Genomic DNA, 14,817 nt, shown 5'->3' on the forward strand with positions numbered 1-14,817 from the left:
CGCAGACTCTGTCCGTTTTTCTGACACCGCTTGACATATCCATCCCGCCGTAGCAGATCAAGCACCAATCGCGGCCGATCGACGAGGGAGCATGACTACCCTTGGAAGACCGCTTTTCGCAGGGAGAGTTCCATGAGATTCACGCATTCCGCAATCGCGCGCGCACTGGCTCTGTCTGCCAGCGCGCTGTCACTGGCCTTTGCAGGCACTGCCCGCGCGCAGGACGCCGCCGCTGAAGAGACCACTGGTGGCATCAGCGAAATCGTCGTCACCGCACAGAAGGTGAAGGAAAACGTCCAGGACGTTCCGATCGCCATCACCGCGCTGACCGCAGGCCGACTCGAATCGACCGGCACGACCAGCCTCGAAGGGCTGACCCAGCTGGTTCCCTCGGTCACCTTCCGCAAGGGCACGACCAGCGCCAACAGCGCCATCGTGATGCGCGGCGTCGGCACGATCACCTTCTCGGTGGCGGCAGAGCCCAGCGTCTCGACGGTAGTCGATGGCGTGGTGCTGAGCCGTTCGGGCCAGGCCTTCATGGACCTCGTCGATGCCCAGCGCCTCGAAGTGCTGCGCGGGCCGCAGGGCACGCTGTTCGGCAAGAACGCGTCGGCCGGTCTCGTCAACATCGTCTCGAAGGGCGGCACCGACACGCTGCAGGGCGAGGCGCGCATTGAAGCCTATGAAGGCAACGAATATCGCCTGCGCGCCGCCGTTTCCGGGCCGCTATCCGAAGGCCTGACCGCGCGCGTCACCGGCTTCTACGGCAGCTATGACGGCAACATCACCAACATTTACGGCGGCAAGAACAACAAGGTGAACGGCTACGAGCACTACGGCGCTCGCGGCATTCTCGATTATGAGAACGGTGGGTCGAAGTTCCGCCTGATCGCCGACTACTTCCGCGCCAACGACGATTGCTGCGCCGACGTCACCACGGTCAGCCGCGGTGCGGTGCTCGATGCCGAGCTTGGCCTGCCGGGCGGCGTGGCGCAGGGTCTGAACCAGCGCTACATCAACCACGATCTGGTCACGCGCACCAAGGACCGCCAGTGGAGCCTGACCGCTTCGGGCGATTTCGACGTGTTCGAAAGCCACACACTGAGCGTGATCGCGGGCTATCGCAATTGGCAGAATGAGGAAAACCGCGACGGCGACTTCCTGCCGCGCGCCATCGTCGGCACCGGCCAGCTGCATGACTTCGGCGTGGTCAACACGCAGCAGCTCAGCCTCGAAGTGCGCCTTGCCTCGGACCAGACGCAGCCGTTCTTCTATCAGGTCGGTGCCTTCGCTTGGGGTTCGAACAACCAGCAGGACTTCACCCGCCGCAATGTGACCTGCGCCAGCTCGACCCTGCCGACAGCGGCATCGGGCGCGACACCGTGCAATCTTTCCGACACGGTCAACACGATCTTCCCGACCGCGACGTCGCGCAGCGAAGTGGAATCGCGCAACTATGCGGTATTCGGCCAGGCGACCTATCGCTTCAGCGACATGATCTCGCTGACCGGCGGCCTGCGCTATACCTGGGATGACCTGAGCTACACTCACACCCGCGCGCCTGCGGTCAACGCTACAACGGGCCTGCCCGCCACCGGCCCCGGCACCAACGGCAACCCGGCGGGCGGCACGATCGCTTCGGGCGGCAATGGCACGAACACTTCGGCCGGATCGAGCAACAACGGCAACCTTTCGGGCCGCGCCGTCCTGCAGATCACGCCAGCCGAGGACGTTATGCTCTATGGCAGCTACACCCGTGGCTACAAGGGCCCGGCGTTCAACGTGTTCTTCAACCACACCGCGCCGACCAACGCGATCCCGATCGACGAGGAAACCTCGAACGCCTACGAGATCGGCCTGAAGTCGCAGTTCCTCGACAACCGGGTGCAGTTCAACGCGGCGGCCTTCACCGTCACCTACAACGGCTTCCAGGCGAACAATTTCGTGCTGCTGAACGGCGCGGTGGTTTCGAACCTGACCAATGCCGGATCGGTGCGCAGCAAGGGCTTCGAAGTGGACCTGCTGGCGGTGCCGGTCGACGGGCTGACGCTGCGCGCAAGCGGTGCCTATGCCGATGCCAAGGTGCTGAAGTTCAACCCGAACCCCAACACCAACGCGCCCGACGCCCGCAACGGCACGCGCCTGCCGCTGGCCCCGAAGTTCACCTACACTCTGGGCGGCAGCTACGAGCGTGATCTGGGCGGGTTCAAGGTCTATCTCGACACCGACTTCCGTCATGTCGGCAAGCAGTTCTCCGACCTTGGCGAGAGCGGCCCGATCGCAGCCTACGGCATCTGGAACGCCAGCATCGGGTTCTCGGACGCGGACGACAACTATCGCCTGTCGTTCCTGGCACGCAACATCACCGACAAGTCCTATGCGCTGCTCAACGTCAGCGCCGGCCAGCGCCTGCAGATCCCGCGAGATGCCGACCGCTACTTCGGCGTGAGCCTGCGCGCCAAGTTCCAGTAAACGCCCACCCCTCCCTTGGGCGCACGAAGAGGCTCCGGGCGAAAGTCCGGGGCCTCTTTTTTGGTGTTCAAGCCATTGGTGCGGATGCGGAGTAGGTGGGTTGACTAAAGAGAGGGAGTTGCGGACCTGGCCGGAAAGTGACAGCCTGTTCGCATGAGTGCAGAGCAGACGGAACATGCCGGCCGCAAACTTGGTATCCCGCTGATCGCAGGTATCTACATTGCGCCTGCACTTTTCGGCTGGCTGATCTTGCGGCGAGGCTATGCGAGTTCGACCCGGACTGCGGTCTTCACCTATGCCTTCGTGACCACGGCTCTCGGTGTTGCAAACGCCGCCGCCATGAGTTGAGTGCTGGTGGCTCAAATGGAAGGCAAATGGCAGAATTTGCTGATAGTACTGGGGCTTTGTAGGCTGTCAGCATGAGTGAACTGATCAGGCGCAGTGGTTTCAAATGGCTCAACCTACTGGTCTGGCCGGCAATAACCTTCGCTGGGCTCTATTTGCTTCGGCCCAACCCGGTCCTCACCGGCACGCTCGCGATGGCATACTTCGCAGCAAGGGCCTTCGCCGTATGGCGTCGAAAGCGAGTGGAGGCGGCGCTCGAGAAGATCGGCGAGACCGATGATCGCTGCGTCAGATTCGATGGCACATTCGAACAGGCGCAAGCAGCCATCGCCATCGGGGAGGCTCAGGGGTGGAGCTTCGAGGAGATGCCGCAAGACAATCCACGGATGCTGAGTGTGCGATTTCGGCGCGAGGATGGGGCTGCAACTGCGCGCGATCTGGTCGACGCGTTCTTTCAGGCTGGACTGCTTATCAGAAGTGTCGAGGCATGACGGGAACCGCGTTGCGGAAGAAAAAGCGGGATCCCGGGTCAAGCCCGGGATGACGAGGGTAGAGAAAACATCAAGCTTCCGGGGCCGCTCAGGCCGCTACTCCACCGCTGCCAGTTCCAGTTTCGGCAGCATCAGGTGGATGAAGGCCAGCGCGACGAGGTAGGCGCTGCCGCAGATTGCGAACATCGGGACGTAGCCGAGGCCGTTGGTCAGCGACCAGCCCGCGAACTCGATGATTGCGGTGCCCGAGAGGTTGCCGGCGACCGCGCCCAGCGCGATCACGCTGGCGACGCGGGTGGCGGGGATGACGTCTGCGGTCATGCCGAAGACATTGGTCGAAAAGCCCTGATGCGCGAAGAGGCCGAGGCCGATGAGCACGGCGGCCATCCACGGGTTGCCGGTGAACAGGGACAGCGGCATGGCCAGCACGACCAATGCGTAGAACAGCATCGAGGTCTTGCGCGCGCGGTTCACGCTGAAGCCCTTGCCGAGCAGGATCGGGTAGAGCCCGCCCGAGGTGAGCGCACCCAATGCGGCCAGCGTGAAGATGATGGCGATGGGCCAGCCCAGCGCGCCTTGGCTCAGGCCGAACTGGCGGTTGAAGAAATCGGGCATCCAGAACAGCACGAACCACCACACCGCATCGATGCAGAATTTCGCGCCGATCACCGTCCATGTCTTGCGATCGGACAGCAGCACGCCCCACGGCACGCGCGCGCGCTCGGGCATGTCGCCCAGCGGCTTGAGGTTGCGGGTGCCCAACCACCAGCCGCCTAGCCAGATAAAGCCGAGCGCGCCGGTTACCCAGAAGGCGGCCTGCCAGCCAAAGGCCAGCGCAAAGGGCGGGATCAGCAGCGGGGTGAGGATTGCGCCGATGTTGGGTGCAGTGTTGATCAGGCCGATGGCGAAACTGCGCTCTTTCACCGGCAGATACATTGCCGCCGCCTTGAGGCCTGCGGGCGTGCTGACGGATTCGCCTGCCGCCAGCACGATGCGCGCGGCGACGAACTGCTGCACCGTCTGCGCCAGCGCATGGGCCATGCCGGCCGCGCTCCACACCGTGACGGCGATGGCATAGGCGATGCGCACGCCCAGCCGGTCAACGAACCAGCCGACGAACAGCAGCGTGCCGGCGGCCGCGATCTGGAAGGAGGAGCCAAGGTGGGCGTAATCGCTGTCGGTCCAGCCGAACTCCGCCTCGAGCGTGGGCTTGAGCAGCGCCAGCACCTGCCGGTCAACGTAGTTGAGTGCGTTGCCGAGGAACAGCAGCACCACCAGCGCAATCCCTGCGCTGCGCGCCATGTTCTGCCCGCCAACGCCGCCTTGGGCCTGCCCCAAACCGCTCATCAGTGCTCTCCCGCCATGCGTGCGCCGTGGTGCGCTTCTCGCTTGCAAGATAGCCGCTCCGGCGCGTAAGGAAAGCACAATATGACACCGTGGGACAGAGGTGCCCTCGGAACGGAAAATCCACGCAGGAGAACGGGTTTGGAACGCCGGACCACAGGTCAGATCGATTGGGTTTCGCTGCCATCGGCGGCGGACCTGTTCGGCGAAATGCACCTTGCCGAGCTGGCGCTTGCGCCTGCGCCGCAACGCGAGACGGTGTTTCACGGGCTTGCCATCTGCGTGATTGCGGCGGCAGCGGCGGCATGGCTGTCCGAGCATTATCACTTCCCGATCATCCTGCTGGGCCTGTTGATCGGCCTGTCGCTGAGTTTCGTCGCGCGTGACCCGCGCAGCCACATGGGGCTCGACTTCGCATCGCGCACCTGCCTGCGCTTTGGCGTGGTACTGCTGGGCCTGCAGGTGACGTTCGGGCAGATCGGATCGCTGGGGCCCAAGCCCTTCGCGGCGCTGCTGGCGATCATGACGGTGACGTTCCTTGCCGGAATTGCCGGAGCGCGGCTGGTGGGCGAATCCCGCTACACCGGCATCCTTGCAGGCGGTGCCACTGCCATCTGCGGGGCGAGCGCGGCCATGGCGCTCTATGGCATCATCGGGCGCGAGCGGCTGAGCCAGTCGCAGTTTGCGATCACGCTCGTCGTCGTCTCGCTGGCCAGCGCGCTGGCGATGTCGCTCTATCCGATCCTTGCGGAATACCTGCACCTCAGCGACAGCCAGGCCGGGTTCCTGATCGGCGCATCGATCCACGACGTGGCGCAGGCGATTGGCGGGGGCTATGCCTTTTCGGCAAGCGCGGGCAGCTATGCGACCATCGTCAAGCTTTCGCGCGTGGCGCTGCTCGCGCCGGTGGTTATCCTGACCGGGCTGACCATCGGCAGTGTGCAGAGCAAGGGCAACGAACCGATCTGGAAGCGGCTGGCCCTGCCGTGGTTCATCGTGGCTTTTTTTGCCGTGGTTCTGGCAAACTCGATGGTGCAGGTGCCCGCAGGCTTCCGCGACGCGGCGCTGAACGGGTCAAAGGGCCTGCTGCTGATCGCGGTGATCGCCACGGCGATGCGCAGCAGGCTGGACCTCCTGATGGAGACCGGCCTCAAGCCAGCAATCCCGGTGACCATCGCCACACTGGTGAGCTTCGTCGCCTCGCTTGCCTCGGCCTATCTGATCGGATGAGCGGCGGAACCTTTCCTCTCTTGCGTCAGGCGATGCAGATGGTGCCGTAGCGTTCGGCGTGCATCGGGAAGATGTGCACGTCGGGCGGGAAGTAGGAATAGCGGATGCGGGCGAGGACCTCGATCTTGTGGACGCCCGGTTCGAGACCGCCGGGCTTGTCGACGAGGATTTCACCCCATTCGGTCAGGCCCCAGCGTGCGGTGATTTCTTCGCGCATTTCGGCCATGGTATAGACTTCGTCGCGGATGCCGAAGCGGTTTACCTCGTGATCGTAGAAGACGCCATCGACCGTCACATCAAAGCCGTCCAGTTGGGACAGGCGGGTGCCGTGGTAGTTGGGGATGCGGATGCGGATAGCAAAGCCTTCGCGTGCGCCGACGGGTCCGAAATTGCGGAAGCCGGTGCTCTGGATGAGCTGGTGTTCGAGCATGGTGTTCTCCGGGAAATCTTGGGGTGCGGAAGGCCTCAGGCGAACTTGCCTTCGTCGTATTCGCGTTCCAGCTTGCGCAGCAGGACGTGCTGGCGGCGCACCTGGTCGATCGAGCGCCACGGCGCGCGCCAACCTTCGTACTCGCTCGACAGGTAGCCCGAATAGCCCGAGCGCTTGATTGCCGAAATCACCGGCTGCCACGGAATGTTAAGATCCTCGAGGTTCTCGTCGATGTCGTGGAACTTGGCCTGAATGAACACGACATACTGGGCGACGTCGAGGAAGTGTTCGGGCGGAACCTTGATGCCGTTGAGGAACTCCATGTGCTTGCGCGCCTCCTCGTTGATCTGGTGCGAGCCCCAGTGCGTCAGCGGGCGATCCTGGAAGATGCCGGTGTCGATCATCAGACCGAAGTTCTTGGTGCCGGTGCGTTCGATGAAGTTGATGTAGCCATCGACGACTTCATGCTTGATCGGCGTGGGGGCGTGGATTTCCGGGCAGATTACCACACCCAGCTTGTGGGCGAGATCAAGGTTGCGCTCGGTATAGGCTTCCCATTGCGGTTCGGGGATCAGGTCGTGCGAGAGTACGCCGAACTTTGGGCGCAGGAACTTGAAGCCCAATTGGTGGGCAAGGCGCAGGTCGCGCTCGAGCTCTGCGGCACCTTCCTCGACAGTGAGGTTGCGACCCAAGGTAATGCGCATGTCGACCCACGAGCACATGTTGGTGGGTTCCAGCTTGTACTTGTCGAGCAGGCCGAACCAGCGGTCGAGGAACTGGCTACTGGGATTGGGATAGCCTTCGATCTGGCCCTCACCAAGGATCTCGATGCCGGTGGCACCGGTATCGGCGATATGATCGAACGCATCCTCCAGCGTCATGACCGAGCCGTAGTCGTCGACGTAACTGTAGGTTGAAACACCGTATTTGAACGAACCGGGCATGTCTTGCTCCTGGATGGCGGGAGAGGGAGCCAGGGCATCCTCTCCCGCCGGTATGCGTGTCAGATCAGAAGTTCACACTGGCCCGCACGCCATAGGTGCGGGGCGGCTGGAACTGGTAGTTGTCGCTGAAGCCGTTGAAGTTCTGCTCGGCAAACGACAGCACGTTTTTGTTGAGGACGTTGCGGACATAGGCCTGCAGCTTCCAGCCACCCGCGTTCGGCTCGATCGAGGCCGAGAGGTTGCCGAGGAAGTAGGACGGCGATCGGATCTGCGACAAGTTGAAGGCCGAGAAGTAGAAGCTCGACGAATACTTCCCATCCGCACGGAACGAGAGCAGGTGATCGCCCAGCGGAACGCCCTGTTCGAAGCCCATCGAGGCGGTGAAGCGCGGGGCGTTGGGCAGCTGGTTCCTGCTGATGTCGACGTTCTGGTTGTTGCCGTTGGTGACGACGATGTTGCCGCCGAACCTGGTGTCGAGCAGGGTGCTGTTGAGATAGAGCTTCGTGTTCTGTGCGACGCGAGCGTTCAGTTGACCTTCGAGGCCGAGCACGCGGGCGCTGCCGACGTTGAACACGCCGGTCGAGCAGGTCGGGCATGTGCTCTGTTGGGCCTGATAGCCCTTGTAGTTGAAGTAGAAGGCGGCGAAGTTCAGCTGCAGGGCGTTGCCCATCAGCGTGTTCTTGGTGCCGATCTCGAACGCGTCGACCTGTTCGGCGCCATAGGGCGTGGCGGCGACCGAGCCGTTCGAGTTGAACCCGCCCGACTTGTAGCCGCGATCATACTTGGCATAGATCAGGCGGCCCGATTCCGGACGCCAGTTGAGGCCGAGGTGCCAGGTTGGCTTGCTTTCTTTGGTCTCGCCCTGCCCCGAATTGACGATCGGGAACGGCGGACACGTACCGGGAGCCGGGAAGCCATTGCCACAGAGCGGGAAGGCCAGCGCCGGCAGGACCAGCGTCGAATTGCCGGTGCGCGACTTGTTGTCCCAGGTGTAGCGCGCGCCTGCCGAAAGCTGGAGCTGTTCTGTCAGGTCATATTCGGCCTGGGCGAAGATGGCGTCGGACTTCGTCTTGATCGCGAAGTCGAAGGCGATGCCGTAGCGGAACGACTGGTCGGCGTTGGGCGCGAAGGAGAGCGGCCCGCCCGGCGCGAACAGGCCGGTCATCTCGCGGTTGTAGAGCCCGGCAGTGAGCGCGTTGTCTTCCGAGAAGTGGAAGTAACCCGCCTGGACGAAGAGCTTGCCGGTCTTCTCGTTGCTGACGCGCACTTCGTGGTTCCACGTCGTCGGCGCCTGGGTGTTGAGGTACTGGCGGTTGGCCGGGTAGTTGGGGCCGGTGGCGTCGAGCGTGAGGTCGAACTGCTGCTTGTCCCACCCGCCCGAGTAGATCAGGTTGAGATTACCGAGGCCGCTGTAACTGGCCTCCCAGCGGATGCGTTCGCCCTTGAGCACGGTGCGGGTAGGGGAATCGCTGCGGAAAGCTGGCAGCGGGTCGAAGCTCGGCTGCGGCGCGCCCAGCGTGTCCTTGAGCACTGCCTCGCCATCGGTGTCGCGGTCGTCGCGCTGATAGGACACCCACAGGTCGAGGCCGTCCTTGGCGAAGCGGGCCTGAATGCGGCCGGACTTGAAGTCCTCGTTGTCGGCCGACGGCATCACGCCGACCTGGCGGCGGTAGCCATCGTGCTTGAGGAACACGCCCGAGGCACGCAGCGCGAAGTTGTCGGACAGGGCGAGGTTGACTGCAGCGTCGGCGTTGGTCGTGTCGTAGTTGCCGTATTCGAACGAGGCGGAGACCTCGTTCTTGAACTTGGGCCGGTTGGTGATGATGCTGACAAGGCCGCCGGTGGAATTGCGGCCCTGCAGCGTGCCTTGCGGACCTTTCAGCACTTCGACGCGGGCGACGTCGTACATCGAGGTGTTGATCGAATAGGCACGGTTGGTGAAGAAGCCGTCGCGCGACACGGGGACCGAAGGATCGCCCAGCTCGGTGACGTCGGTCGAGGCGATGCCACGCACCGCGACATAGGCCGAGCTGTTCGAGCTGGAAACGTTGAGGCTGGGGTCGATCGACGAAAGGTCGCGAACCGAATTGATGCCACTCTCGGCAAGGTCCGCGCCGGTATAGACGTTGAGCGCGATCGGCGTGTCCTGCGCGGTCGTCTCGATGCGGTTGGCGGTGACGATGATGTCGCCGACGCCATGATCGGCGGTGTTCGTCTCATCGGCCTGCCCGGCGGTTTGCGCAACGGCTGGCGCGGAGAGCGCCAGGGCCGACGTGGCGAGCAATATGGCAGTGGTATTCATGGCCGTTCCCTCCCGGTTTTTGCTGACCGCTAGCCTTTCGCTCCGGTCTATTTGATCGGTGATTAAATTCGGGAAAGGTGAGCGTCAAGTGAAAATCTAATCACTGCTTTGATTGCAATTGAGCGCACGAGCGCAGGCGCGGCAAATGCGCCGTCGAGCCTAGGCTGCGAACGGGTTCAGTCCGCGAGCGCGGCCAAGGCTGCGCGGGCTACGATCGCCTCGGCGATGTCGATGCTCGGCACGGCCTGCTCGCTCGGCCGGATCACGCCCTTCTTGCGCATGGAGGCGAAGCCATAGATCGCCGACCAGTAGGCAATCACCCGAAGGTCTGCTTCCTCGTCGCTGATGTCCGGGAGCGCCGCGGTGAGATGATCGCGCAAGTTGAAATGCCCCTTGAGCTGGTAATCGAGCAGCTGGGGATCGAGCACTGGCGAGGTCAGCTCGCTCTCGTACATCAGGTCGAGCAGGCAAGGATTGGCCTCGGCAAAGCGGATGAACAGCAGGCCCATGCGGCTGAGTTTCTCGGCCGGGGTCATGGCGCTCACCCTGACCTGTTCGGCTCCCTCGAGCATCTCCTCGAAGCCCTCCACGGCCAGCGCGAGCAGGAGCGAGCGCCGGTCAGGGAAGTGGTGGTAGGGCGCGCCCGGCGACACGCCGACCTGCTGCGCCAGCGTGCGGATCGACAGCCCGTGGTGCCCATGTTGCCGCACGTATTCGCGGCCCGCATCGAGGAGGTCGCGGCGCAGGTTCTCGCGGTGATAGGGCTTCTTGGCAGACATCGGATCTCTCGGGCGACCGGACGGAATCCCGGACAACGGATTGCTTCCCTAACAGCAAACCACCTTCTGGCCAGATGGAAAGCGCCCGTTCCTGCTCCTTAGGGTGGGCGACTGCAGGCATTTCAACGGACTGTAGCGAGCGGCTTGCCAGCCAATCTGATCAATGATCAAAGGCGGACATGGATGATCAAGGTCTGGTGACACTCGCCGCGTCGGATTACGAAGTGACGATTGCGCCGCAAATCGGCGGTTCGCTGCGCAGCCTCGACTGGAAGGGGTTGCCGGTGTTGCGCAAGGCGCGAACCGGGCACATTCTCGACGCGGCATGCTTCCCCATCGTGCCGTTCTGCAACCGCATTGCGCAGGGACGATTCGCCGTGGATGGGGTCGACCATTGCGTGCCGTCCAACTTTCCCGATGGCTGGCATCCCCATGCGCTGCACGGCTATGGCTGGGTGCGCCCGTGGCAGGTGATTGCGCATGATGCGTCGTCGATCCGGCTGGTCCACGACTATGCCGAAGGGGTGTGGCCGTGGCGCTATCGCGCCGAACAGAGGATCACGGTTTCAGGCGACGGAGTGCGACTGTGGATGGCGGTGACCAATCTGAGTCCGGGCACCATGCCGTCGGGCCTCGGCTTCCACCCCTATCTTCCGGGCGATGACAGTGTCGTGTATCATGGCCTGCATCGCAGCGAGTGGGAAACTTCACCTGATGGCCTGCCGCTGCTGCTGGTCGATGCGGGCGAGGCGGTGGACTGGTGGCAAGGCGCGCCTGTCATCAGCCGTGCCGTCGATACGATCCAGGAGGGGCGCGAAGGAGCGCTCACGATCCGGCGACCGGCCAATGCTCTGCAGATCGAGATGGAGCCGTCCGATGCGTTGTCCTGCACCGGAGTCTATGTCGGGCAGGATGGCGACTTCTTCTGCATCGAACCGCTTACCCACCCGACCGACGCGATCAATCGTGCGCCCGAACGCATGGCGATGCTGGCCGAAGGGCAGAGGCTTGAGGCCAGCTTGCTGATCCGTGCGCGACGCATCCCGACGGAGGACGATTGACTTCGCCGCGCGATAATCTAATCAACGATTAAATTGTCAATTGACGGAGGACGCGGGTTGGCCTGCGCCTGCGTGGGAGGGATGGATGGAACCTGTCAGGATCGGCGTTGTCGGCGCGGGCGATATCAGCGCGGTCTATCTCAACGCGATCACGCGCTCGTCTGCGTTGGACCTGCGCGCGATAGCCACGCGTAACCCGCAGGCGGTCGCGGAAAAGGCACGAGGTTTGGGCGCGCGGGCCACGTCGGTGGCAGAACTGCTGGCCGACGAGACGATCGAACTCGTCGTCAACCTCACGCCGGGCGTGGCGCACGAGGCAATCAACCGCTCGGCGCTGGAGGCGGGCAAGCACGTCTATTCCGAAAAGCCCTTTGCCCTCTCGCACGCGGCGGCGCGGCGGCTTGCGGACATCGCCGAGAGCCGGGGGCTGCTGATCGGCTCGGCACCCGACACATTCTACGGCAGCGCACACCAGGCCGCGCGCAAGGCGCTCGATGCGGGCGCGATCGGCAAGCCGGTGTTCGGCACCTCGTTCCTCGGGCTGCCGGGCCTCGAGCTGTTCCACCCCAGCCCGGAGGCGTTCTACCGTCCGGGGGGCGAGCCACCGTTCGATGCGGGGCCCTATTACACCACGATGTGGATCAACCTGCTGGGGCCGGTGAAGCGGGTGTTCTCGGTTTCTGGCGCAGGCAGAAAAGAGCGCACGATCTTGCGCGGGCCCCGGAAGGGAACGGCCTTTCCGGTCACGGTCGACACCACGTTCAACACGGTGCTTGAGTTCGAAGAGGCCTCGGTCAGCTTCGTCATCTCGCTCGACGTGGTGGTGCCGACGCTGCGGCCGGGGGAACTGTTCGGTTCGGATGGCATGCTGGCCATGGCCGACCCGATGTTCTTCGGCGGCGAGCCTGCGGTGATCGCGCCGCCGCAGCCTCGCACGGCTCTCGCCACCGCTGAACAGGGCTTTGCCACGCCCAACCGGCATGACCACACGGGGCGCGTAGTGGCCGATTATCGTGGCGCAGGGCTGGTCGATCTCGCGCTCGCCATCCGCACCGGCAGCAGGCACCGCACGGGGGCAGAATTCATCGTCCACTCGGTCGAGGTGATGGAGGCCATCGTCAGGTCGGCCAGGACGCGCACAGTGGTCGACCTCGTCTCCACTTGCGAGCGCCCGGCGACCATCGATCCCGAGGCGGACGCGGCGCTGATCGCGCTGACGGCATCGCCCTTCGATCTGGCCGAAAACAGCTCGGCCCACTGATTTCTCGCTTTTGATGGAGTTTCCCGAAATGTCCGCACGCCAACGTCTTCTTGCTGCCCATCTCGCCTGGGGCCTCGCCCTGATTGCTCCTGCGAGTGCGAGTGCTGCCGATGGCCCGCCCGATGGTTCGACACCCGAACAGAAGGCAGTGATTGCCAAGGACCCGGCCTATCGCAGGCAGGACCTCGTGCTGACCGATGTGCCGCGCAGTAAGGCTGCGCCCCGGAAGCTGTTCAACGGCCGCGACCTCACCGGGTGGGACAGCTGGCTCGGCGTGACCGTGCCGTCAACGACCTATGGCACGCCCAGCAGCGCGCCGATCGGGCTCAATCACGATACCTACGGCGTGTTCAAGGTGGTCGAGCAAGACGGCGCACCAGCGATCTATTCGAGCGGCAAGCTGTTCGGCGGGCTGATCACCAGGCAGGCCCATCGCAATTACCACCTCCACGTCGAATACAAGTGGGGCGCGAACACGTGGATGCCGATACCGCGCAACAACGGCGTGCTCTATCACTCGCACGGGGCCTATGGCGCGTTCTTCGGCACATGGATGAGCGCGATCGAGTTCGAGGTGGTGCCGCACTCGGTCGGCATGCTGCTGACGGTGGGCGATTCCAAGGGCAAGCAATCTTTCGAGACGGTCGACTGGCGGGTCGGCGCGACGGTGCCGGTCGCCAATGATCCGTCGATCCCATATCCGAGCCGCCGCTACTTCCATGACGGACTGCCCGCGCAGCTGGTTTTCCCGACGTGGAACGTCGATGCCGGGACGGACGCGGAAAAGCCGCTGGGCGAGTGGAATTCGCTCGACCTCTATGTCTTCGGCGACAAGTCGATCCACGTGGTCAACGGCGTGCCGGTGATGGCAGCAACCAACCTTACCACCAGGGACGCCAAAGGCCGAACGGTGCCTCTGACCGCGGGCAAGATCCAGCTGCAGTCGGAAGGGGCGGAGACCTATTTCCGCGCGATCACGATCGAGCCGATCCGCCGCCTGCCGACCATCACTGAGCGCAAGGCACGCTGAAATAGAGGAGCGGGCATCATGGCAGAGACGGTTTTCGAGCAGGTAACGGGCGAGCAGGACCTGCTCGATGTGGCTGAGTTTCGCGCGGCGGCCGAGCCGCTGATGCCCGAACCCTACCGCAACTTCGTCAACAATGTCGGCATGGAGCGCACCCTGCACGACGACATCGCAGCGTGGCAGGCAATGCACTTGCGGCCGCGTGCGCTGGTTGATGTCTCGCATATCGATACCTCGACCACGGTGCTGGGGCAGCAGATCGCGATGCCGATCATGACCGCGCCGTTCGTCGGTTCGACGCTGGTCCATCCCGAAGGCGAGGTGGCGACCGCACGCGGGGCGATGGCGGCCGGTACGATCACCACGCTCAGCATGATGGGCACGCGCCCGCCCGAGGCCGTGGGAGCCGTGGCGAGCGGACGCTACTGGCAGCAGATCTACTTCATGCGCGATCGCGGCGTGGTGGAGGATGTGGTTGCGCGCGCTGTGGCTGCGGGGGCCTGCGCGCTGGTCTTCACCGTCGACCTGCCGGTCATGCCCGCCTTCCCGCGCCCGATGCGCCTTGCCGCGCAAGGGCTGTTCCAGCGCTGGCAGGAACCGGAGCACATGATGTTCGCGATTCGTGACTATGGCGACCGGCCAATGGGGGCGACGTTCCCCGACGCCAAGGCAACCTGGGCGGACATTGCATGGCTGCGTGGGCTGTCCGACCTGCCGCTGATCCTCAAGGGCGTGATCCGCGCCGATGACGCGATCCGCGCGCGCGATCACGGGGCGAGCGCGCTGATCGTCTCCAACCATGCCGGGCAAGGCCTGCGCAGTTCCCAGCCTGTCGCCCATGCCTTGCCATCGATCGTCGAAGCGGTGGGCTCAGATATCGAAGTCTATGCAGACAGCGGCATTCGCAGTGGTGCTGACGTGCTGCGGGCACTGGCGCTGGGCGTGAAGGCGGTGCTGGTCGGAAGGCCCGTGCTGTGGGGACTTGCCGCAGGCGGCGCGGGCGGTGTCGAGCGCGTGCTCGGGCTGTTGCAGGCCGAACTTGCCGAAGTGATGGCGATTACCGGGGCGACGCGCCTTGCCGATATCGACCGGTCGGTTCTCGGCATCATGTGATTGCCAAGCGGGCGGGAG

The 14,817-nt window shown here is 64.0% G+C and carries 13 protein-coding genes; 8 read left to right on the plus strand and 5 right to left on the minus strand.

What is annotated here, in order from left to right:
- Window positions 1-132: 132 nt before the first annotated feature.
- From ACZ1JX_RS18175 to ACZ1JX_RS18185, 3 genes are all read left to right on the plus strand, one after another.
- Window positions 133-2,472 carry a TonB-dependent receptor gene (locus ACZ1JX_RS18175; RefSeq protein ID WP_465126756.1) on the plus strand — a complete coding sequence of 780 codons (2,340 nt, stop codon included), beginning with the start codon at window positions 133-135 and terminating at the stop codon, window positions 2,470-2,472.
- Window positions 2,473-2,625: 153 nt separating this feature from the next.
- Entirely contained in the window at window positions 2,626-2,820 is a 195-nt protein-coding gene (locus tag ACZ1JX_RS18180; protein ID WP_465126757.1) for a hypothetical protein, read from the plus strand.
- Between the two features lie 71 nt (window positions 2,821-2,891).
- The gene (locus ACZ1JX_RS18185; protein WP_465126758.1) at window positions 2,892-3,308 is read left to right on the plus strand and encodes a hypothetical protein; all 417 of its coding nucleotides are present in this window, start codon (window positions 2,892-2,894) and stop codon (window positions 3,306-3,308) included.
- 96 nt (window positions 3,309-3,404) lie between these two features.
- Here the strand turns inward: ACZ1JX_RS18185 and ACZ1JX_RS18190 are convergent, their stop codons facing one another.
- The gene (locus ACZ1JX_RS18190; protein WP_465126866.1) at window positions 3,405-4,610 is read right to left on the minus strand and encodes an MFS transporter; all 1,206 of its coding nucleotides are present in this window, start codon (window positions 4,608-4,610) and stop codon (window positions 3,405-3,407) included.
- A gap of 252 nt (window positions 4,611-4,862) precedes the next feature.
- Between ACZ1JX_RS18190 and ACZ1JX_RS18195 the strand changes: the two genes are divergently transcribed.
- Window positions 4,863-5,882, plus strand: a complete 1,020-nt coding sequence (locus ACZ1JX_RS18195) for a YeiH family protein (RefSeq protein WP_465126867.1) — start codon at window positions 4,863-4,865, stop codon at window positions 5,880-5,882.
- A 25-nt stretch (window positions 5,883-5,907) separates the two neighbouring features.
- Here the strand turns inward: ACZ1JX_RS18195 and ACZ1JX_RS18200 are convergent, their stop codons facing one another.
- The 4 genes from ACZ1JX_RS18200 to ACZ1JX_RS18215 form a co-directional block, all read right to left on the minus strand.
- Window positions 5,908-6,312 carry a C-glycoside deglycosidase beta subunit domain-containing protein gene (locus ACZ1JX_RS18200; protein ID WP_465126759.1) on the minus strand — a complete coding sequence of 135 codons (405 nt, stop codon included), beginning with the start codon at window positions 6,310-6,312 and terminating at the stop codon, window positions 5,908-5,910.
- A gap of 35 nt (window positions 6,313-6,347) precedes the next feature.
- On the minus strand, window positions 6,348-7,256 hold the full coding sequence (locus ACZ1JX_RS18205) for a sugar phosphate isomerase/epimerase family protein (RefSeq protein WP_465126760.1): 909 nt from the start codon (window positions 7,254-7,256) through the stop codon (window positions 6,348-6,350).
- 64 nt (window positions 7,257-7,320) lie between these two features.
- Window positions 7,321-9,558, minus strand: coding sequence for a TonB-dependent receptor (locus ACZ1JX_RS18210; RefSeq protein ID WP_465126761.1), 2,238 nt, complete (start codon window positions 9,556-9,558; stop codon window positions 7,321-7,323).
- 176 nt (window positions 9,559-9,734) lie between these two features.
- Window positions 9,735-10,337 carry a TetR/AcrR family transcriptional regulator gene (locus ACZ1JX_RS18215; RefSeq protein ID WP_465126762.1) on the minus strand — a complete coding sequence of 201 codons (603 nt, stop codon included), beginning with the start codon at window positions 10,335-10,337 and terminating at the stop codon, window positions 9,735-9,737.
- 179 nt (window positions 10,338-10,516) lie between these two features.
- Between ACZ1JX_RS18215 and ACZ1JX_RS18220 the strand changes: the two genes are divergently transcribed.
- The 4 genes from ACZ1JX_RS18220 to ACZ1JX_RS18235 all read left to right on the plus strand — a co-directional run bounded on the left by ACZ1JX_RS18220 (window position 10,517) and on the right by ACZ1JX_RS18235 (window position 14,799).
- Window positions 10,517-11,398, plus strand: coding sequence for an aldose 1-epimerase (locus ACZ1JX_RS18220; RefSeq protein WP_465126763.1), 882 nt, complete (start codon window positions 10,517-10,519; stop codon window positions 11,396-11,398).
- A gap of 85 nt (window positions 11,399-11,483) precedes the next feature.
- The gene (locus tag ACZ1JX_RS18225; RefSeq protein WP_465126764.1) at window positions 11,484-12,659 is read left to right on the plus strand and encodes a Gfo/Idh/MocA family protein; all 1,176 of its coding nucleotides are present in this window, start codon (window positions 11,484-11,486) and stop codon (window positions 12,657-12,659) included.
- A gap of 28 nt (window positions 12,660-12,687) precedes the next feature.
- Entirely contained in the window at window positions 12,688-13,689 is a 1,002-nt protein-coding gene (locus tag ACZ1JX_RS18230; protein ID WP_465126765.1) for a 3-keto-disaccharide hydrolase, read from the plus strand.
- Between the two features lie 18 nt (window positions 13,690-13,707).
- Window positions 13,708-14,799, plus strand: coding sequence for an alpha-hydroxy acid oxidase (locus tag ACZ1JX_RS18235; RefSeq protein WP_465126766.1), 1,092 nt, complete (start codon window positions 13,708-13,710; stop codon window positions 14,797-14,799).
- Window positions 14,800-14,817: the final 18 nt, after the last annotated feature.

The organism is Novosphingobium sp. BL-A-41-Hi4A-0G (assembly GCF_055521735.1).